The organism is Actinomyces sp. 594, from assembly GCF_019325145.1.
GTDB lineage: Bacteria > Actinomycetota > Actinomycetes > Actinomycetales > Actinomycetaceae > Actinomyces.
Map to the genome: position 1 here is coordinate 1 of NZ_PIZC01000065.1, position 19119 is coordinate 19119.

General features: G+C 68.5%; 19 protein-coding genes. 8 read left to right on the plus strand and 11 right to left on the minus strand.

Annotated features, from left to right (window positions below; all coding sequences use genetic code 11):
- Positions 1-164 precede the first annotated feature (164 nt).
- On the minus strand, positions 165-1559 hold the full coding sequence (locus tag GZ998_RS11205; protein ID WP_161924254.1) for a glycine--tRNA ligase: 1395 nt from the start codon (positions 1557-1559) through the stop codon (positions 165-167).
- 133 nt (positions 1560-1692) lie between these two features.
- Here GZ998_RS11205 and GZ998_RS11210 point away from each other — a divergent pair, with 133 nt between their 5' ends.
- Genes GZ998_RS11210 through GZ998_RS11225 form a run of 4 tightly spaced genes read left to right on the plus strand, consistent with a single transcriptional unit; the run spans position 1693 to position 4991 of the window.
- Entirely contained in the window at positions 1693-2739 is a 1047-nt protein-coding gene (locus GZ998_RS11210; protein ID WP_219109880.1) for a metal ABC transporter substrate-binding protein, read from the plus strand.
- Positions 2740-2770: 31 nt separating this feature from the next.
- Entirely contained in the window at positions 2771-3637 is an 867-nt protein-coding gene (locus GZ998_RS11215; protein WP_219109881.1) for a metal ABC transporter ATP-binding protein, read from the plus strand.
- A gap of 8 nt (positions 3638-3645) precedes the next feature.
- Entirely contained in the window at positions 3646-4560 is a 915-nt protein-coding gene (locus GZ998_RS11220) for a metal ABC transporter permease (RefSeq protein WP_162678423.1), read from the plus strand.
- On the plus strand, positions 4557-4991 hold the full coding sequence (locus GZ998_RS11225) for a Fur family transcriptional regulator (protein WP_161924257.1): 435 nt from the start codon (positions 4557-4559) through the stop codon (positions 4989-4991). The genes GZ998_RS11220 and GZ998_RS11225 overlap by 4 nt, the downstream gene beginning before the upstream one ends.
- Before the next feature lie 80 nt (positions 4992-5071).
- On the opposite strand, the gene uppS is transcribed toward GZ998_RS11225, so the two are convergent.
- The 3 genes from uppS to leuA are packed head-to-tail and all read right to left on the minus strand — an operon-like array spanning position 5072 to position 8443.
- Positions 5072-5902, minus strand: a complete 831-nt coding sequence (uppS, locus tag GZ998_RS11230; protein ID WP_219109882.1) for a polyprenyl diphosphate synthase — start codon at positions 5900-5902, stop codon at positions 5072-5074.
- A 1-nt stretch (position 5903) separates the two neighbouring features.
- Positions 5904-6653: a DNA repair protein RecO gene (gene recO / locus GZ998_RS11235; RefSeq protein WP_161924259.1), complete on the minus strand. Its 750-nt coding sequence runs from the start codon at positions 6651-6653 to the stop codon at positions 5904-5906.
- An 11-nt stretch (positions 6654-6664) separates the two neighbouring features.
- Entirely contained in the window at positions 6665-8443 is a 1779-nt protein-coding gene (gene leuA / locus GZ998_RS11240; RefSeq protein ID WP_162678389.1) for a 2-isopropylmalate synthase, read from the minus strand.
- Positions 8444-8775: 332 nt separating this feature from the next.
- Here leuA and GZ998_RS11245 point away from each other — a divergent pair, with 332 nt between their 5' ends.
- From GZ998_RS11245 to GZ998_RS11260, 4 genes are all read left to right on the plus strand, one after another.
- On the plus strand, positions 8776-9711 hold the full coding sequence (locus tag GZ998_RS11245; protein WP_219109883.1) for an ABC transporter ATP-binding protein: 936 nt from the start codon (positions 8776-8778) through the stop codon (positions 9709-9711).
- Positions 9708-10559 (plus strand): ABC transporter permease, encoded by an 852-nt coding sequence (locus tag GZ998_RS11250; protein ID WP_162678391.1) that lies wholly within the window; start codon positions 9708-9710, stop codon positions 10557-10559. The genes GZ998_RS11245 and GZ998_RS11250 overlap by 4 nt, the downstream gene beginning before the upstream one ends.
- A gap of 1 nt (position 10560) precedes the next feature.
- Positions 10561-10785 carry a helix-turn-helix transcriptional regulator gene (locus GZ998_RS11255; protein ID WP_162678392.1) on the plus strand — a complete coding sequence of 75 codons (225 nt, stop codon included), beginning with the start codon at positions 10561-10563 and terminating at the stop codon, positions 10783-10785.
- Between the two features lie 286 nt (positions 10786-11071).
- Positions 11072-11419, plus strand: a complete 348-nt coding sequence (locus GZ998_RS11260) for a type II toxin-antitoxin system PemK/MazF family toxin (RefSeq protein WP_162678424.1) — start codon at positions 11072-11074, stop codon at positions 11417-11419.
- A 36-nt stretch (positions 11420-11455) separates the two neighbouring features.
- Here GZ998_RS11260 and GZ998_RS11265 read toward each other — a convergent pair whose 3' ends face one another.
- The 7 genes from GZ998_RS11265 to GZ998_RS11295 are packed head-to-tail and all read right to left on the minus strand — an operon-like array spanning position 11456 to position 19074.
- A complete protein-coding gene (locus GZ998_RS11265; RefSeq protein ID WP_219109884.1) occupies positions 11456-12139 on the minus strand; it encodes an ABC transporter ATP-binding protein in 684 nt (227 codons plus the stop codon).
- On the minus strand, positions 12132-13184 hold the full coding sequence (locus GZ998_RS11270) for a hypothetical protein (RefSeq protein WP_219109885.1): 1053 nt from the start codon (positions 13182-13184) through the stop codon (positions 12132-12134). Before GZ998_RS11270 ends, GZ998_RS11265 begins: the two co-directional genes overlap by 8 nt.
- Before the next feature lie 25 nt (positions 13185-13209).
- On the minus strand, positions 13210-15087 hold the full coding sequence (locus tag GZ998_RS11275) for a S9 family peptidase (protein WP_257505920.1): 1878 nt from the start codon (positions 15085-15087) through the stop codon (positions 13210-13212).
- Between the two features lie 12 nt (positions 15088-15099).
- Positions 15100-16116, minus strand: coding sequence for a GTPase Era (gene era / locus GZ998_RS11280; RefSeq protein WP_219109886.1), 1017 nt, complete (start codon positions 16114-16116; stop codon positions 15100-15102).
- A gap of 5 nt (positions 16117-16121) precedes the next feature.
- Entirely contained in the window at positions 16122-17462 is a 1341-nt protein-coding gene (locus GZ998_RS11285; protein WP_162678395.1) for a hemolysin family protein, read from the minus strand.
- Positions 17459-17917, minus strand: coding sequence for an rRNA maturation RNase YbeY (gene ybeY, locus GZ998_RS11290; RefSeq protein ID WP_162678396.1), 459 nt, complete (start codon positions 17915-17917; stop codon positions 17459-17461). The genes GZ998_RS11285 and ybeY overlap by 4 nt, the downstream gene beginning before the upstream one ends.
- Positions 17914-19074 carry a PhoH family protein gene (locus GZ998_RS11295; protein WP_161924269.1) on the minus strand — a complete coding sequence of 387 codons (1161 nt, stop codon included), beginning with the start codon at positions 19072-19074 and terminating at the stop codon, positions 17914-17916. The genes ybeY and GZ998_RS11295 overlap by 4 nt, the downstream gene beginning before the upstream one ends.
- Between the last annotated feature and the right edge of the window lie 45 nt (positions 19075-19119).

Genomic DNA, 19119 nt, shown 5'->3' on the forward strand with positions numbered 1-19119 from the left:
GTTGCACGACCTTGGTGCCTGTTGCACGACCACCCGGGGGTCGTGGAACACACACCAAGGTCGTGCAACGTCACCGAGGCCGTGGAACGGTCGCACGCACCGGCCAGACGCCACTCAGGCGTCTGGCCGGGCAGCCGGCATCTGACCGGCGGGCAGCCGACTGTTCAGCAGCCGATCAGGCGCTCGGCCAGGTAGCGCTCCACGCCCTCAAGCGGGATGCGCTCCTGGGCCATGGTGTCGCGCTCACGCACGGTGACCGCGCCGTCCTGCGGCGACTCGAAGTCGTAGGTGATGCAGAAGGGGGTGCCGACCTCGTCCTGGCGGCGGTAGCGGCGGCCCACCGCGCCGGCGTCGTCATACTCGACGTTCCAGGTGCGGCGCAGCCGGGCGGCAAGCTCGCGGGCAGGGCCGGTCAGCTCCTCCTTGCGGCTCAGCGGCAGCACCGCCGCCTTGACCGGAGCCAGGCGCGGGTCCAGCCGCAGCAGCACACGCTTGTCGACGCCGCCCTTGGTGTTGGGAGCCTCATCCTCCGTGTAGGCCTCCACCAGGAAGGCCATCAGGGATCGCGTCAGTCCGGCCGAGGGCTCGATCACGTAGGGGGTCCAGCGCTCGTTCTTGCCCTGGTCGAAGTAGGACAGGTCCTTGCCGGAGTGCTCGGCGTGGGTAGACAGGTCGAAGTCCGTGCGGTTGGCAATACCCTCCAGCTCGCCCCACTCCCCGCCGGCGAAGCCGAAGCGGTACTCCAGGTCAACGGTGCGCTTGGAGTAGTGGGACAGCTTCTCCTTGGGGTGCTCGTACAGCCGCAGGTTGTCCTCGCTGATGCCCAGGTCGGTGTACCAGGCCTTGCGGTAGTCGATCCAGTACTGGTGCCACTCCTCATCGGTGCCGGGCTCCACGAAGAACTCCAGCTCCATCTGCTCGAACTCGCGGGTGCGGAAGATGAAGTTGCCGGGGGTGATCTCGTTGCGGAAGGACTTGCCTACCTGGCCGATGCCGAAGGGCGGCTTCTTGCGCGCGGCGCTCATCACGTTGGTGAAATTGATGAAGATCCCCTGGGCGGTCTCGGGGCGCAGGTAGTGCAGGCCGGCCTCGTCGTCAACCGGCCCGAGGAAGGTCTTAAGCAGGCCGGAGAACGCCTTGGGCTCGGTGAAGGCGCCACGAGTACCGCAGTTGGGGCACACGAGCTGGTCCAGGGTGACGGTGTCGGGGTTGTCGATGCCGTGCTTGGCGGCGTAGGCCTCCTGCAACTCGTCCTCGCGCAGCCGCTTGTGGCAGGAGGTGCACTCGATCAGCGGGTCGGTGAAGGCCGCCACGTGGCCGGAAGCCACCCAGGTCTCGCGCGGCAGGATCACCGAGGAGTCCAGGCCGACGACGTCGTCGCGCGAGCGGACCATGTACTGCCACCACTGGCGCTTGATGTTCTCCTTCAGCTCCACGCCGAGCGGTCCGTAGTCCCAGGCCGAGCGGGTGCCGCCGTAGATCTCGCCGCAGGGGAAGACGAATCCGCGCCGCTTGGCAAGGTTGATGACACGGTCGAGCGTTGAGGGAGTTGCTGCCACTGTGTTTCTCCGTAGGTCCAAATACTGATGCCGTCTACAGTCCGCACGCGGTCGGTGGGACGAGCGGGGCCAGTCTACGGGTCCTGAACAGCGGATTTGACGACTCACCCACGAGGAGATGAGAATGGTTCCCATGAACGTTCCTTTCCGCCCCCGTCGAGCACTCGCTGTCACCGCTGCGGCCGCGCTCGGAATCGCCTGCCTGCCGCTGGCCGCCTGCTCCTCCGACGCCGGCGGTAGCGACTCCGGCCAGGCGCTGTCCGTCGCCGCGTCCTTCTACCCGATCCAGTACTTGGCGCAGGCCGTCGGCGGGGAGCACGTGAACGTCACCTCCGTTACTCCCACGAATGTCGAGCCGCACGACTACGAGCTCGCCCCCAAGGACGTCACCGCACTGTCCGGAACCGACCTGGTGGTATATGTCCCCGGCTTCCAGCCCTCCTTGGACGACGCGCTGAGCGAGGTCTCCGGCCCAGACGTTCTCGATCTCACCGACGCGGTCGAGCTCACTCACCACGACGGCGTAGAGCACGACCATGACGATGCTCGTGAAGATGCTCACGACGATTCCCATGACGATTCCCATAACCATGACGGTGACGTCGATGCGCACGGCGACCATGCGGATGAGGCCGACGCTGACCACGCTGAGGAGCATGACGCCGACGCAGCGGACCCCCACTTCTGGCTCGACCCGGTGCGCATGCAGTCCGCCGCGCAGGCCATCGAGACCGCCCTGTCCCAGGCCGATCCGAATCACGCGGATGACTACCAGGCCAATCTCTCCAGCCTCACCGAGACCCTCGCAGACCTCGACGCCGACTACTCCACCGGTCTGGCCCAGTGCGAGCGCACCACCTTCGTCACCTCGCACGCCGCCTTCGGCTACCTGGCGGATCGCTATGGACTGACCCAGGCCTCCGTGTCCGGGGTCGATCCCGAGTCCGAGCCCAGCCCGGCCGAGCTGGCCGCCGTGAAGAAGATTGTGCAGGAGACCGGCACGACGACGATCTTCACCGAGGACCTTGTCTCCTCCAAGACGGCCGAGGCCCTTGCCGCGGAGACCGGCGCCACCACCGCCGTGCTGAACCCGCTTGAGTCCGCCCCGTCCTCCGGTGACTACGCCGATGCCATGTCAGCCAATCTGCAAGAGCTGCGCACCGCGCTATCCTGCCAGTGATCACGGTTCCCATCATCGGCAGAAGGACTTCATGACACTCAAGTCGCTTTCCACCTCCACGAGCTCGGGCACCGCGCCCATTGAAGTGGCTGAAACCAGCGTGGTACTGGGATCCAGCCTCATTCTGGACGGGGTCGACCTGACGGTAGGCGCAGGTCAGTCGCTCGCGCTGCTGGGCGCGAATGGCTCGGGCAAGTCGACCCTGGTAAAGGCGATCCTCGGCCTGGTGCCGACCTGCTCCGGATCGGTGCGCCTGTTCGGCCACGACGTTCGCGAGCGCCGCGCGGTGCCGTGGCAGCGAGTCGGTTATGTGCCACAGCGGGTGGGGGCCTCCTCCGGCGTGCCGGCGACGGCGCTGGAGGTGGTCCGCTCGGGCCTGCTGTCTCCCGGGCGCCCCTTCGCCGACCGCGGCCGTGCGGCCCGTCGGCGCGCCCTGGATGCTCTGGACGCCGTAGGCCTGGCCGACCGCGCGCAGGACCACGTGCAGGTGTTCTCCGGCGGACAGTCCCAGCGCGTGCTGATCGCCCGCGCCCTGGTGCGCTCTCCCGAGCTGCTGCTACTGGACGAGCCCCTGGCCGGCATTGACCGCGCCTCGCGTGCGGCGCTAGCGGCCACCCTGGACGACTTGCGCGCGCAGGGACTGACGCTGCTGACCGTCCTGCACGAGATGGGCGAGCTGGCGGATGTTGTTGAACGGGCGGTGGTGCTGTCAGAGGGGCGGGTGGTATTCGACGGGCCGCGGGAGGCGCTGGCCCACGATCACGCCCGCCATGACGAGCTCGGCCACGACCGCCTGGACAACTGCGAGCACGAGCATGAACACGGCGCCACCGAGCCGACGGCCCACCACGCCCCGGTACTGACCACCTCCGTGCGGCAGGCAGGAGGCCTCCAGTGAATGACTTTATGACCGCTCTTGGCCAGATGCTGGCAAGCCCGCTCATGCAGCGTGCTTATATCGTGGCCGTGCTGGTAGGGCTGTCCGCCCCGGTGGTGGGCACCTACCTGGTGCAGCGGGGCCTGGCACTGCTGGGCGACGGCATTGGGCACATCGCCCTGACCGGCGTGGCGCTCGGCTGGATCGCCGGCGCGGCCGCGAACGTCACCCCCCACGACGCCTGGGCCATTCCGGGGGCGATCATCGCCTCCGTGCTCGGCGCGGTGCTGATTGAGGTCATTCGCGCCCGCGGGCGCACCCGCGGCGACGTGGCCCTGGCGATCCTGTTCTACGGGGGCATCGCCGGCGGCGTGATCCTGATCAAGCTGGCAGGCGGGACGACGACGAATCTCACCAGCTACCTGTTCGGCTCGATCGCGACCGTGTCAACCTCTGACACTTGGTTCACGGTGGTGCTCGCTGCCGTGGTGCTGGCGGTGGGAATCGGCTTGCGTGGGCCACTGTTCGCGCTGTGCCACGACGAGGAGTTCGCCCGCTCGATCGGCCTGCCCACGGCCGCGCTGAACGTGACTGTGGCCGTGGTGGCGGCACTGACCGTATCCGTGTCCATGCGGGTGGTGGGCGCGCTGCTGGTCTCCGCAGTGATGATCGTTCCCGTGGCGATCGCCCAGCTGGTGTCATACTCCTTCGGACGCACCATGCACCTGGCCATGGTGATCGGCGTGGTCGCCTGCGTAGCCGGGCTGACCATCACGTATTTCCTGGCGGCCTCCCCGGGTGCCATGATCGTTGTGCTACTGGTGTGCACATACGCCGTTGTAGCGCTTGTCGGCGGGGTGGTGCGTGCCACCCGCTCCCGCCACGGTCGCCGCCAGGGAGGCGGCATGCGAATTGATCACGGACAGCAGGAGGTGCCCGCATGAGTGTCAACGCCACCAGGGGTAATGGAAATCCACCGCATCACCGCGCTACCTGGCAGCGGGCTGCAGTGGCCGACATCCTGTCCCGCACCAACGAGTTCCGCTCCGCCCAGCAGATTCACGCCGCCCTGCAGGCGGAGGGCACCAAGGTGGGGCTGGCGACCGTCTATCGCAACCTGACCGCCCTGGCGGAGGCAGGCCAGGTGGACCAGATCCGCGGCACCGACGGTGAGGCGCTGTACCGGGAGTGCGAGCGCCCCGGGCACCACCACCACATCGTGTGCCGCTCCTGCGGTCGCACGGTGGAGGTCGCCGGGGACGAGCTGGAGGAGTGGATCCGCCGAGTCTCCGCCGAGCAGGGCTTCACGGACATGCAGCACACCGTGGAGTTCTTCGGCCTGTGCCCCGCCTGCTCCCGAGACCGGCACCAGTAACACACCCAGACCGGCACTTGTTACGTACCGAGACCGGCACTTGTTACGTACCGAGTTCGGTAGAAGTAGCGCCGCGGTGCTTAGGCGCCGGCGACCCGCTCGACGGCGCCGCCGAAGCGGCGCTCGCGGTGCGCGTAGGCCTCGCAGGCGCGCCACAGCTCGGTGCGGTCGAACTCGGGCCAGGGCAGGTCGGAGAAGTACAGCTCCGCGTAGGCCGAGGACCACATCAGGAAGTTGCTGGTGCGCTGCTCCCCGCCGGTACGGATCAGCAGGTCCACGTCCCGCATGTGCGGGGAGTACAGGTAGCGCTGCACGGTCTTCTCGTTGATCGACGCCGCCCGCAGCCGCCCGGCCTCCACGTCGCGGGCCATGGCGCGCGCGGCGTCGGCGAGCTCGGCGCGGCCGCCGTAGTTCAGGCACATGTTCAGCACCATGGTGTCGTTCCCGGCGGTGATGCGCTCGGAGCGACGTACCTCCTTGAGCACCGACTTCCACAGCTTCGGCTCGCGCCCCACCCAGTTCACTCGCACGCCCCAGGCCAGCAGGTCGTCGGTCTGGGCGCGCAGCACCGTGCGGGTGAAACCCATGAGGAAGCGGACCTCCGCCGGTGAGCGCTTCCAGTTCTCCGTGGAGAAGGCGTAGACGCTCAACTCCTTGACGCCCAGCTCGACGGCTCCGGCGATCACGTCCATCATGGTCGACTCCCCCACCCGGTGCCCCTCGGTGCGGGGCAGGCCGCGCGCATTGGCCCAGCGGCCGTTGCCGTCCATGACGCAGGCGATGTGCGCGGGCACGGACGCAGGGTCCAGCGCCGGCGGGGTGAGGCCCTGGCGGTGCAGGGGGACGACGTCGAGCGGGCGCGGATCCGGGGCGGCGCCCCCGCCGGGGGCGGAGTCCGTCGTGTCAGGCATGTCAGGCCCTTTCTACGAGGGAGAGTGAACGCAGGCGCCGTTCCAGGTGCCAGGTCAGGTAGGCGGACACGCATCCGGATGCCTCGGCGCGCTCGCGCGGGCTGGAGGCATCGGCCAGCTCCCAGTTCCCCGAGAGCAGGGCGCCGAGCAGCGCCATGGCACCCGGCTCGACGTCGACGGAGCCGGCGGGTCGGCAGGCGGAGCAGACGGCACCGCCCGCCTGTACGTGGAAGGCGGTGTGGGGGCCTGGGGCGCCGCAGCGGGCGCAGTCGTAGCAGGAGGGCGCCCAGCCGGCCAGGGCCAGGGCCCGCAGCAGGTAGGAGTCCAGCACCAGACCGGGCGCGTGACGGCGTCGCGCCAACGCGGACAACGCCCCGTACAGCAGCAAGAACTGCTGGGGGGAGTCGGTGGTGCCCAGGTCGCCGTCGTCCTGCGTGAGGCGCTCGGCGGTCTCCGCCATGGTCTCGGCGCAGGTGAACATGGCGTAGTCGGCGGCGATGTTACGGCCGAACGGATCTATGGTCTCCACCTGGGTAACCACGTCCAGGCTGCGCCCGGCGTGCAGCTGCACGTCAATCATGGAGAAGGGCTCCAGGCGCGCACCGAAGCGCGAGGTGGTGCGGCGCACTCCCTTGGCGACGGCGCGCACCTGCCCGTGGGCGCGGGTGAGCATGACGACGATGCGGTCCGCCTCGCCCAGCTTGTAGGTGCGCAGGACGATGGCCTCGTCCCGGTAGAGCCTCTCCCCCAACGGCGCCCCTGTCAGCGCATGGCGCGGTTGACGGCGGAGATAACGGCCTTGAAGGAGGCAGTGGTGATGGAGGGGTCGATGCCCACGCCCCACAGGACCTGACCACCGACCTCGCACTCGACGTAGCAGGCGGCGCGGGCGTCGCGGCCCTCGCTTAGGGCGTGCTCGGCGTAGTCGAGGATGCGCACCTGTACACCGGTCTGCTCCAGGGCGGTGACGAAGGCATCCAGCGGGCCGGAGCCGGATGCGGTCAGCAGCTTGCGCTCGTCGCCGTCGGAGATGGTGACGGTAAGGATGGACTCGTCGTCGCCAACCGCGGTGAGTGTGGCGCCCTTGAGGCTGTAGCGGCCCCAGGTGGGCAGGTCGGCGCCGGGTGCCGCCGAGGCCGGCAGGTACTCGTCGGCGAAGATCGACCACAGCTCGTTGGCGTCGACCTCGCCGCCGAAGGTGTCGGTGTGGCGCTGGACGATGTTGGAGAACTCAATCTGCAGGCGGCGCGGCAGATCCAGGTTGTGGGTGGTGCGCAGCAGGTAGGACACCCCGCCCTTGCCGGACTGGGAGTTCACCCGCACCACGGCCTCGTAGGAGCGGCCCACATCGTGCGGGTCGATGGGCAGGTAAGGCATGGACCAGGGCACGGCCACGTCCACCTCGGCCTCGGTCAGTCCCTCGGCGGTCTTGGCGGCGACCTTCTCGGCGCGTGCGGCGAAGCCCTTCTTGATGGCGTCCTGGTGGGAGCCGGAGAAGGAGGTGTAGACGAGCTCGCCGGCGTAGGGGGTGCGCGGGGGCACGTCCATCTGGGTGGAGTGCTCGACGACGCGGCGCACCTCGTCGATGTCGGACAGGTCGAGCATGGGGTCGATGCCCTGGCTGAACAGGTTCAGGGCGAGGGTGACCAGGTCGACGTTGCCGGTGCGCTCGCCGTGGCCGAACAGGCAGCCCTCCACGCGGTCGGCCCCGGCGAGCACGCCGAGTTCGGCGGCAGCGATGCCGGAACCGCGGTCGTTGTGGTTGTGGATGGACAGGCACACGGCGTCGCGGTGGGAGAGGTTGCGGCTCATCCACTCGATCTGGTCGGCGTAGACATTGGGGGTGGCGCGCTCGACGGTGGCGGGCAGGTTGAGGATGATCTCGCGGTCGCCCTCGGGCTGCCACACGCCCATGACGGCCTCGCACACCTCCAGGGAGTACTCGCGCTCGGTGTCCACGAAGATCTCCGGGGAGTACTCGTAGCCGAAGATGGTGTCATCGGTGAGCACCTTCTCGGCACGTGCCATTACCTGGCGGGTGCCTTCGACGGCGAGTTCGCGGATGTCGTCCTTGCCCATGCGGAAGACGACCTCGCGGAACAGCGGGGACAGGGCGTTGTACAGGTGGACGGTGGCGCGCGGCGCGCCGACGCAGGCGTCCAGGGTGCGGTCAATCAGGTCCTCGCGGGACTGGGTCAGCACCGAGATGGTCACGTCCTCGGGGATGGCGTCGTCCTCCACCAGGGAGCGCACGAAGTCGTAGTCGGTCTGGGAGGCGGCGGGGAAGCCGACCTCGATCTCCTTGAAGCCCATGCGCACCAGCAGGTCGAAGATCGCGCGCTTGGCGGCGGGCCCCATGGGCTCGATGAGGGACTGGTTGCCGTCGCGCAGATCGGTGCTCAGCCAGCGGGGAGCGTGGGTGATGCGGTTGTTCGGCCAGGTGCGGTCCGGCAGGGAGACGTCAACCGTGTCGAGGAAGGGCCGGTACTTGGTGAAGGGCATGCCGGAGGGCTGCTGTGGGGCGGGGCGGGCGGTACGCATGGGTCTGGGTTCTCCTGAGCAGATGTGCTGGTTGCCGGCGCCGGAGCCCGGCGCGCCGGGGTGGCTGGCTACGCGAAGTTAGCCGCGGTCGGGGTGCCGGCCTGTTCAGGCCCCGCCGCGGCGACTAAGCAGGAGGTTCCGCTCCCGGACCAAGGTCGCGCGCACGGGGACACCGTACCGCGAATCCGCCGCTCCGCCACGCCAGGTCACAGTGTGGACGGCGCGACGACGAGCAGCTCTCGCAACTCACGGCCACAGCACCCGTCATCATCACACGCAATATGTAGTAGGTCTGCTACATTCAGTAGCGCACCTACCAGGAAGGAGCGGACATGTCCCCTGCCCCACCCGTGATTAGCGCCCAGGGTGTCGGATTCGCCTATGGCAAGCACCCCGTGTTGCACGACGTCAGCCTCACGGTCCAGCCCGGCGAGGTGGTCTGCCTGCTCGGCCCCAACGGCGTCGGCAAGACCACGCTCGTGGAGAACCTGCTCGGCTCACTGCGCCCGCACGCGGGCAGCGTCCGCGTCTTCGGTGCGGATCCGCGCCGCACGGATGCAGCCTTCTGGGCGCGGATCGGGCTGGTGCAGCAGAACTGGACCGATCACGCCAAGTGGCGGGTGAAGGACCAGCTGGAATGGATTCGCTCCATGCTGCTGACAGCGACGACGCGGGTGGCCACGGTGGCTGAGGTGCTCGACGCCGTGGGGCTGGCGGACAAGGCCGATTCCCGCCTCTCCCGGCTTTCGGGAGGGCAACGCCGCACGCTGGACTTCGCGGCGGCGCTGTTGGGTCACCCCGAGCTGCTGATTCTCGACGAGCCGACGACGGGGCTTGACCCCGTCTCCAAGGCGCGTCTGCACGACCTGATCATGGAGCGGGTGGACGACGCGGCCACCGTACTGATGACCACACATGACCTCTCCGAGGCGGAGCGCCTGGCCTCGCGGGTCGTCATCATGGCGGCGGGCCGGATCATCGCCGAAGGCACCGTCACCGAGTTGCGTGAGCGCATCGGCCGGGAGGCCGAGGTGACCTGGATGCAGGATGGCGAGCGCCATGTGCATGCCACCGCAGCTCCGGAGCGCTTCCTGCAACAGCTGGACCTGGACGCGATCAGCAAGTTGACGGTCACTCGCCCCACTCTGGAAGAGGCCTACCTCGCCCTGGTCTCCCAGCCCGCGGACGCCGGACAAAGCAGCACGGATCACTTGGCCATCCGGAGTGATTCGGCAACCACCCCTAGCGCCAAGGAGCCCAGGCCATGACCTCCACTCGATCTTTGCCCCTGTCCGTACTACGCGCAGCGGCGCGTCAGGCCTACGGCGACCTGCGCCCGAGCATCGTGGGAGCCGGAGCGACGTCCATCCTGTTTACAGTGGCCGCCATATTGGTCGTCTCCCGGATAAGCGACGGCCCACTCAGCGGACTCGACTCCACCAGTGCCTTCGGCACCATGCTCGCGGCCGGCGCCGTCGGCGGCTTCGCCAGTCTCGTCATGGCACAGATTGGAGCGGAGACCTATACCGATCGCATCGGGGGCGCACTGCTGCGGGTGCGCATCCTCCCGCACGGACCGCTCACCTGGGCGATCGGCAAGACGCTGTCCACCGTGGTGCTGGTGTTCCTCATGCAGGCGATGATCCTTCTAGGGACTGTCCTGTTCATTGCTGTCACGATGCCCTCCACCGGAACGACGCTGCTCTGTCTGCTTATTGCCGCGCTGGCCTCGTTGGCGTGCGCGCCGCTCGGGTTCTTCCTCAGCGTGTTCATCCGCGGCGTTTACAGTTACATGGTGAACATGGTGATCTGCCTGGTGCTGTTCCTGGCCGGTTGCTGCTACCCGACCTCCGCGCTGCCGGGCTGGGTGCAGGGCATTCAGATGGTGCTGCCGACCTACTGGTCCGGGCACCTGACCCGCTGGGCGCTCGTGGGCGATCCGTCCTGGGAGATCGGCGGCAGCTTCCACCCGGCGCTGGCCGTCGGGGTGCTGCTGACCTGGATCGTCGTCGGCTTCGGGCTGGTGCCGCCGGTCATTCGCCGCAGCTTCCGCAAGGAGACAATCGGCGGGCTGAATCGCACCCAGTCGACGATCCGCTCGCAGACTGGGCTGTGAGATGTCCGGAGAGGTCGTTCACAACCGCATCGCCGTGCTGCGCGCGGACCGCAGGGTCAGCCGCCGGCAGCTGGCGGAGGCGCTCGGCGTGCACTACCAGACGGTCGGCTATCTGGAGCGCGGCGAGTACGCCCCGTCGCTTTACCTGGCGCTGCGCATCGCCCGCTACTTCGACGTGCCCGTGGAGTCGGTGTTCTCCCTGGAGGAGTTCCCGCCCCTGGCCTGAACACAACACCGGCACACCGGTTCTGCCACCAGACTGCCACCGTTTAGCGACTAGCGGTAGTTGTTGGGTATGAAAGTCAGTGTGAGCCTGAGTGAGGCGGATCTAGCACTCCTAGACGAGTACGTGAGCCAGGAAGGTCTTCCTTCAAGATCCGCGGGAGTCCAAACGGCTATACGTCGTCTTCACCGGGAGAATTTGCGCGATGCCTACATGGAAGCCTGGAGGGACTGGGCGGATTCCCCAGACTCATCCGAATGGGACATGACAGTCGCCGACGGGGACGATGATGCTGCGCGGTGAGATACGGATTGTGAACCTCGATCCCGTGATCGGCAGCGAGGCAAACACGCGCAGACCTGCCGTCGTGGTAAGCAACGACGACGCCAATACGGCGGCCGCGGTTCTCGACCGAGGTGTTGTAACGGTGGTACCAGTCACGAGCTCAACTGAGCGTGTTCTCCCGTTCCAAGTCCTTCTCCCTGCGGAGTTAACCGGGCTGTCATTGGACTCCAAGGCACAGGCGGAACAGGTGCGTTCCGTGGCGGTTCAACGCCTCGGTCAGGTGGTAGGACACTTGCCGGCAGAGCTCATGGCCAAGGTTGATGCCGCATTACGACTTCACTTAGCACTGTAGGTCACCATCCAGAGTGTTACGTCAATGCGTGCCCACTCACTGCCCAAAGACCTCGAGGTAGGCCCGCTCGGCGCCGCCGTTGCGCACGTCCACGGTAGCGGCCACCAGCCCGTCCTTGAGCAGCACCACCCGCTGACAGACCTCGTCGAGCACGCTGAGGATGTGGCTGGACATCAGGGCGATGCCGCCGCCGTCAAGGTAGTCGGCCAGGGCGCGTCGGAACAGCAGCACGCCCTCCACATCGAGCCCGTTCAGCGGCTCGTCCAGCACCACCACCCGAGGGGCACCGAGGAAGGCGCAGGCGATCCCCAGGCGGCGGGTCATTCCCTGGGACAGGTGCCTTACCTCGGTGTCGCGGAAGTCGGCGCAGCCGAAGCGGTCCAGCTGCCCCTCCAGCGCGTCCTCGTCCACCTCCAGGTGCCGCATGGAGGCCTCGAAGCGGCACGCCTGACGGGCGGTGAGCTGTGGGAACAGCCGACTTTGCTCGGGCAGGAAGCCACAGGCCTCGGCGGGCAGGCGCCGCCCCAGCTCGCGTTCGTCCAGGCGGACGGTGCCGGACTGGAAGTCGTTCACCCCGCACAGGGCGCCGAAGAGCGTGGTCTTGCCCGCCCCGTTGGGGCCGACGACGCCGAGCACCTCCCCCGCTGCCACCTCCAGGGTCAGCGGCCCGGTGCCGCGCCCGCCGCGGTACCGACGCTGTACGTCAATGACTTCAAGCATGTTTGCTCCTGCGCAGTAGGTGGGCGGCGACCGGGAGCACCGCCAGGGGCAGCCCCGGAACCAGGGCAAGCAGTGCCCCGCCCAGCTCCGCGGCGGGCAGCATGCGATGCCGCCGGGTGTAGGCGGTGGCCGCGTCGGCCAGCGCCATCGCCAGTAGCGGCAGGTATACCAGGCACACCAGCAGGTGGACGGCATCGATGCGGGCCCCGGCGACCATGCCGAGCGTGCTAGCCGTCAGGCATTCGGCAACCAGTAGCGGCAGCGCCAGCGCGAGCTTGGCGCGCCGCAGCTCCGCGTCGGCGATGGCGTAACGGCTCCTGGCATAGCGGGCTGAAGGCGTGTCATCGACCTCGGCGAGAACGCCGATCACCGTCGCAGCCAGGTAGGCACCCGCGACGAACACGCCAACGAAGACCGACTGACCGAAGCGTCCCAGCGCGTATGCGCTCACCACGCCCACAGCTGCCACCAGAATCGTCGGCAACCAGGAGGCCGAGCACAGGTAGACCACGCACAGCGAAGAGACCCGGGTCCGCAACCTGGCACCAATCCGCAGCTTTAGCCGCGTCATTGGGAGCCCGGGTGCAATGCCGACGTGTCCAAGCCAGTCCGCGGCAACCGCCCCCAGCGCCGTCGTCACCGTCCACGCCGCCAACAGCAGCCCGAAGCGGCCCGGTTCGGACCAGCCCGGAAAGTCCAGTACTAACGTTCCACACACAGCCTCCAACGCCGTCAGCGGCAGGGACATGACTGCGTACAGCGCGAGGAAGTCCGCCGGCCGGAATCCGTAGTAGCGCAGCGCCCCGCGTCGAGCGGAGTCGAGATCGCGCAGTAGTGCCGAGGCGTTCGCCACCGCGACCAGTGCCCCGAGGCCCGCAACCGTCAGCGACCGGGCGAGACCGCCGGTGATGATCACCTCGCCCTGGGTGGCGGCCCAGATGAGTACGAGCATCAGCGCTAGCGCGCACGAGCGTACCGACGGGGCGAATACCAACCCGGGGCTACGCAGGCTGCACGCCCAGGCGACCAGCTTCAGGGCTCTCACGGCCTGCCTGCCCGCTCACTACCACTCATACCAGCATGGGGAACAGGCCCCAGTAGGCGATGGCAACCAGTAGCGTCGCAGCCCCGATCACGGCCGCAGAGAGCACCGCCGCCGCAGGGACGGTGAGCCAGCGTCCCTTCTCGCCGCGCTCCCGGTTGGCATCATGCGCCGCCGCCCGCATGAGGCGGGCGCGGTAGACGAGCTTGACGAGCATGACGACGGCGATAACCGCCACCAGCTGGACTACTACCCAGCCACCGTAGGAGAACAGGTGATTGGTGCGGTAGCTAGTGGCCAGGGAGGCCACCCCCAGAATGTAGACCACGTACAGCAGCCAGGCCGCAGTCACACTCATGCACAGGGACACGGACCAGCGCCCGATGGGGTCGGGCAGGTGCAGGCCACGCCGTCCACGCAGCCGGGGCGCCTGCCCCAGGAGCCAGCCGATGCCCGCCATCACCATCAGGCCGAAGCCGATCACGAGGGTGGCGAGCATCAGGTCTCCGGAGGCGTACCAGCGGGTGGGGTCGGGCGTCTGCGCCCAGTAGGCCTGGGTGGGGGTGGCGCCGGCGACGTGGGGCTCGGCGGCCGCGGTCTCCGGCAGTCCTGTCACCCACCGTGAAAGGTCACGGGTTACCCCCGGGGCCAGGGACCCGTCGGTGGTGATACCGAGCTTGAGGCCGTGGTTTGCGCCGTCGTAGTAGCGGACGGTGAGCTGGTCGTTGCCCGCGTCCTGCAGGGCCTCCCACACGGTGCCGGGTCCCTGCACCAGGGGCATTGAGGCGTCGGCGGTGCCGTAGACCATGAGCACAGGGACGCTGATCGTCTCTAGGTAGGCCACGGAGTCGAAATCGGCGTACTCGAATCCGCCTCCGGGAATCTGGGTGCTGCCGAGCACCCGCGGGATCAGGTCGAGCATCGCATCCGGCACACCCACGTTGCGCATGTAGCTGTCCACCGCCAGCGCGGCCTGCTCCCGCAGCCGCACCACGGGGGCACTGGCCAGGATCAGGAAGGCAACGCGCTCGTCCTGGGCAGTCAGCACCACGCCGGGAATGGCGCCCTCTGACTCGCCGTAGACGCCGACGTCGTCGGCGTTCACGCCGTCCAACGCAATCAGATAGTCAAGACTGCACTGATAGTCGGCGGCCATGGACAGGTAGTTGCGCTCGGTTGTGGAGTAGTCCTCCATGGGTTTGGAGGGAACCAGGGTGGTTACTCCGGCCGAGGCCAGCGACTCGGCCTGCTCGGAGAAGCCCCAGATGCTGTGAGTGCCGGCGCCGTGCATGAAGACGACGCCGGGGGTGTCTGCATCCACCCCGATGGGGCGACGCAGCAGGGCGGGTACCTCCTCACCGTCGGCCTGAGTGACCATGACAGTGCTGGTGTCCACCGCGTACGTGCCGACGGGGGCGGTGGTCACGGCCCCGCCGATGCTGGTGTCAGTGGTGGTCGGGGCCAGGGAGTCCGTCAGGGGCTGAGGGTTCCAGCGCGGCCCGGCGAGCGTGCCGACGAGGCTGAGCCCCAGCACGGTAACCGCCACCCCGCCAATGGTGCGGTGGTCGGTGGAGACCGCAAGTACGAGGGCGCCCAGCCCTATGGTCAGCAGGATCTCCCAGATCTCCCGCCCCCCAGTCCCGAGCAGCCCCATAAGGATGGCCACGCCGATCGCCGCGGCCAGCACGATCAGGGTGCGACGGCGCTCAGTGCGCCACAGCCCGGACAACAGCGTCCAGGCGCGGTGCGGGAACTCGCGCATCCAGGCCCAGCCGGAACGCAGCTCGGCTGCGGTAATGCGTGCGGGTTGCCGCTTGGGGCCGATCCTGCGAGCCAGGATGGTCATGGGGCGGCCGCGACGGGTCCGGCGCTTGGGACGGCGGTGGGAGTCGGGGAATGGGTGCATGGGCGAGGAGTCTTAGAATCCTAGTTTGGTCAGTGCCTTGGGGTCGGACTGCCAGTCCTTGACGGTGCGCACATGCAGGTCGAGGTAGACCTTGCGGCCCAGCAGTTCCTGGATGCCGCGCCGTGCCTCGGAGCCGATGGCCTTGAGGTTGGCGCCTGCCCGGCCAATCACAATGGCCTTCTGCGAGTCGCGCTCCACCAGCAGGCTCACGCGCACCTGCAGCCGGTTTCCGGTGCCCTTTACACGGCCCGCATTCTCCGCCTCCGCGTCCGGGTCCACGATCTCGTCGACGACGACGGCCAGCGAGTGCGGCAGCTCATCCCGCAGGCGCTCCAGGGCGGCCTCTCGGACGAGCTCGCCGACCATGACGGCCTGGGGCTCATCGGTGACGGAGTCGGTGGGGTACAGCGGCGGGGAGGGTGGCAGGTGGGAGGTGAGGACCTCCTCCAGCACGTCGACCTGGTCCCCCTTGAGCGCGGAGACGGGCACGATATCCGCCCAGTCGCCGAGTGCGTCGACGGCAAGCAGCTGCTCGGCCAGCTTGGCGCGGGAGACGGAGTCGGTCTTGGTGACGACGGCGACGACCGGCTTGCCCAGGTCGGCCAGTTCCCGGGCGATGAGTCGGTCGCCGGGGCCGATCTTGTCGCCGGCGGGGATGCAGAAGGCGACTACGTCCACGCCCGTGAGCGTTTCACGCACCAGGTCGTTCAGGCGCTGGCCGAGCAGGGTGCGGGGGCGGTGGAAGCCGGGGGTATCCACCAGCACCAACTGGCTGTCCGGTCTGCTGACGACGCCGCGCACGTTGTGGCGGGTGGTTTCTGGGCGGCCGGAGGTGATGGCGATCTTTTGGCCCACCAGCGCGTTGGTGAGTGTGGACTTGCCGGTGTTGGGGCGGCCGAGCAGGCAGACGAAGCCGGCGCGGAAGTCCTCAGGGTGTTCGGGGACGGCGATGGGTGCGCGGGTGGGGTCATCCGCGTCCGGTTCGTCCGGCAGGATGGGGAAGCCGTCGGCGTCGGTGGCATTGGTCATCGGTGTCACTCTTCCTTCCGATCATGGTCGGTTCTCGCGCCCGCCGTACTGCCGGCAGCGGCGGCGTTCCGGGGCCGCGACTGGGCGGAGGCGCTGCGGGAGGCCAGCAGGGTGGCAACCTGCCGCCGTCGCCCGGTGGCCTCCTCAGCCACCAGGTGGATGCCCTGCACGTCACCGCTGGCGCCGGGCAGCGGCACCCTGCCGATGGCCTTTGTGAGCAGCCCGCCGGCAGTGTCGACGTCGTCGTCCTCGATCTCCAGGTCGAACAGCTCACCGAGGGCGTCCAGGCCCAGGCGCACGGGCACGCGGAACGTGCCATCACCAAGGTCCTCAGCCACCGGCTCGGCGGGGTCGTGCTCGTCGGTTAGCTCTCCCACGACCTCCTCCAGCAGGTCCTCCAGGGTAACCAGGCCGGCGATACCGCCGTACTCGTCCACGGCCAGGGCAATGTGAAAGTGCCCCAGCTGCATCTCGCGCAGCAGGTCATCGGCGAGCTTGGTCTCGGGCACGTACACGGCCTCACGCGTGAAGTCGGATACCGGCCGCTCCCAGTACTCAGGGTGGTCCGACAGGCGCCGCAGCACGTCCTTGAGGTAGAGGATGCCGTGCACGTCGTCGGCGTCCTCCCCGATCACGGGTACGCGTGAGAAGCCGGAGCGGATGAACAGGCGCATGCCGGCAGAGGTGGGCTTGTCCTCATCGATGGTGACCATGTCCGTGCGGGGCACCATGACCTCGCGCACGAGGGTTTGCCCGAGCTCGACCACGCTGCGCATCATCTCGCGGTCCTCGTCCTCAATGGTCTCGGAGTCGCCGATCTCGTCGATCATCTCGCGCAGGTCCTCGGTGACCTCGGCGCGCAGCTCGGCATCAGTGAGTGCGGCGGCGTGCCCGAACCGGGCCTGCAGCCAGCGCCAGGGTGCGCCGAGAGCATCGACCCGCTCCAGCAGGCCCGCCAGCGCCAGAAGGGTACCGGCGGGGTTGCGGCGGCCGGCCGAGCGCGGAGAGACCCCTACGAGCAGGCCCAGCAGCACCAGGTTCAGGCCGATTGCCACGAGGAGGACCTGCCACCACTTCTCGAAGTGCCCGGCAACGCCCAGGGTGACCAGGACCGCCACCAGCATGTCCACGCCTGCGCGCAGGCCGACGAGCGTGCCGAGGACCTGCTCGCGGCGGGAGGTCAGGGCCACGACCCTCTCGGCGCCGCGCCGCCCTGCCTCCGCGAGATCCTCGGCGGCGGCCCGGGTCATGCGGGTAAGCGCCCCCTCCCCCGCTGACAGCGCCATCCCGAAGCCGAGCGCTACCACCGCGGCGAGCAGCAGTAGCACGGAGGGAGCGGCGGTCACTTGCCGCGCTCCGCCAGGAAGGTCAGCAGGAGCTGGCGCTGGAGGTCGAACATCTCCTTCTTCTCCTCCGGCTCGGCGTGGTCATAGCCGAGCAGGTGCAGGATGCCGTGCACGGTCAGCAGCAGCATCTCCTCCACGGCGCTGTGCCCGGCCTCAAGCGCCTGCTTGGCAGCCACCTGCGGGCACAGCACCACATCGCCCAGAGTGCCCGGCGGTGTCTCGTTCTCGGCAGTACCGGGCCGCAGCTCATCCATGGGGAAGCTCATCACGTCCGTGGGGCCCTCCAGGTCGAGCCAGCGCACGTGCAGCTCGGCCATGGGCTCGGGGTCGATGAACAGGATGTTGAGCTCCGCCATGGGACTGACGTGCATGGCGGACAGCACGTGGTCCGCCAGGGCGGCGAACTCGGCGGCGTCAATGGTGGTGGTGGTCTCGTTAATGACCTCGGTGGTCATGGGCGGTTCCTGTCTCGGTACTCGGAGGGGGTGCGGCGGTGGGAGCCTTCACGGCGGTACGGGGCCGGACCGGGGCGACCGGCCGGTTCGGCGTGCTCGGCGTCATAGCGGGCGTAGGCGTCGACGATCTGGCCGACCAGCCGATGGCGTACTACGTCGGCGGCGGTCAGTTCGCAGAAGCTGATGTCCTCCAGGCCGTCGAGGATGCGGCGCACCACCCGCAGCCCGGAGGGGCGCCCGCCGGGCAGGTCGATCTGGGAGACGTCCCCGGTGATCACCATCTTGGAGCCGAAGCCGAGGCGGGTGAGGAACATCTTCATCTGCTCGGGGCTGGTGTTCTGGGCCTCGTCCAGGATGATGAAGGCGTCGTTCAGGGTGCGTCCGCGCATGTAGGCCAGCGGGGCCACTTCGATGGTGCCGGCGGCGATCAGCTGCGGCAGGGCCTCGGCGTCGAGCATGTCGTGCAGGGCGTCGTACAGGGGCCGCAGGTAGGGGTCGATCTTGTCGGTGAGGGTTCCGGGCAGGAAGCCGAGGTTCTCCCCCGCCTCCACGGCCGGGCGGGTGAGGATGATACGGGAGACCTGCTTGCGGGCCAGGGCGTCGACGGCCTTGGCCATGGCCAGGTAGGTCTTGCCGGTTCCTGCGGGGCCGATGCCGAAGGTGATGGTGGAGTTCTCAATCGCGTCGGTATAGGCCTTCTGGCCGAGGGACTTGGGGCGGATGGAGCGCCCGTGGGTGGTCAGGACCTCGTCGGTGAGGATGTCGGCGGGGCGGGCGGAGGCGTCCAGCAGGCTAATGGCGCGGTCGACGGCGTCGGCGGTCAGGGGCGTGCCGGCGCGGGCGACGTCGATCAGTTCAGACAGCAGCACGACCACCACGTCCACGCGGGCGGCAGCGCCCGTGACAGTGACGGTGGTGCCACGCACGTGCACGGACACGTCGGGGAAGCCGCGCTCGACTGCGCGCAGCACCTCGTCGCGGGCGCCGAGCAGGGCGACGGGGGCGAGGTCATCGGGCAGGGTCAGGGTGCGGGTGACGTCCGCCGGTCCGGCGGTTGCGGACGCACCGGCAGAACCTGCGGTGGAAGTGGATCCGGCGGAGGCCGGAGAGGTGGTCGCCGCGGTCGCGGCTGCTGGTGTGATGGGCGAACTCGTCATCTTGTCCTCCATGCTACCGGCCAACCGAAGCAACCGCCGAGGTCG

What these genes read in the sequence shown, in the direction of transcription:
- GZ998_RS11210 (WP_219109880.1), top strand. Translation starts at nt 1,693, where the DNA reads ATGAACGTTCCTTTCCGCCCCCGTCGAGCACTCGCTGTCACCGCTGCG.
- GZ998_RS11215 (WP_219109881.1), top strand. Translation starts at nt 2,771, where the DNA reads ATGACACTCAAGTCGCTTTCCACCTCCACGAGCTCGGGCACCGCGCCC.
- GZ998_RS11220 (WP_162678423.1), top strand. Translation starts at nt 3,646, where the DNA reads ATGACCGCTCTTGGCCAGATGCTGGCAAGCCCGCTCATGCAGCGTGCT.
- GZ998_RS11225 (WP_161924257.1), top strand. Translation starts at nt 4,557, where the DNA reads ATGAGTGTCAACGCCACCAGGGGTAATGGAAATCCACCGCATCACCGC.
- uppS (WP_219109882.1), bottom strand. Translation starts at nt 5,902, where the DNA reads ATGCCTGACACGACGGACTCCGCCCCCGGCGGGGGCGCCGCCCCGGAT.
- leuA (WP_162678389.1), bottom strand. Translation starts at nt 8,443, where the DNA reads ATGCGTACCGCCCGCCCCGCCCCACAGCAGCCCTCCGGCATGCCCTTC.
- GZ998_RS11245 (WP_219109883.1), top strand. Translation starts at nt 8,776, where the DNA reads ATGTCCCCTGCCCCACCCGTGATTAGCGCCCAGGGTGTCGGATTCGCC.
- GZ998_RS11250 (WP_162678391.1), top strand. Translation starts at nt 9,708, where the DNA reads ATGACCTCCACTCGATCTTTGCCCCTGTCCGTACTACGCGCAGCGGCG.
- GZ998_RS11255 (WP_162678392.1), top strand. Translation starts at nt 10,561, where the DNA reads ATGTCCGGAGAGGTCGTTCACAACCGCATCGCCGTGCTGCGCGCGGAC.
- GZ998_RS11260 (WP_162678424.1), top strand. Translation starts at nt 11,072, where the DNA reads ATGCTGCGCGGTGAGATACGGATTGTGAACCTCGATCCCGTGATCGGC.
- GZ998_RS11265 (WP_219109884.1), bottom strand. Translation starts at nt 12,139, where the DNA reads ATGCTTGAAGTCATTGACGTACAGCGTCGGTACCGCGGCGGGCGCGGC.
- GZ998_RS11275 (WP_257505920.1), bottom strand. Translation starts at nt 15,087, where the DNA reads ATGCACCCATTCCCCGACTCCCACCGCCGTCCCAAGCGCCGGACCCGT.
- era (WP_219109886.1), bottom strand. Translation starts at nt 16,116, where the DNA reads ATGACCAATGCCACCGACGCCGACGGCTTCCCCATCCTGCCGGACGAA.
- ybeY (WP_162678396.1), bottom strand. Translation starts at nt 17,917, where the DNA reads ATGACCACCGAGGTCATTAACGAGACCACCACCACCATTGACGCCGCC.
- GZ998_RS11295 (WP_161924269.1), bottom strand. Translation starts at nt 19,074, where the DNA reads ATGACGAGTTCGCCCATCACACCAGCAGCCGCGACCGCGGCGACCACC.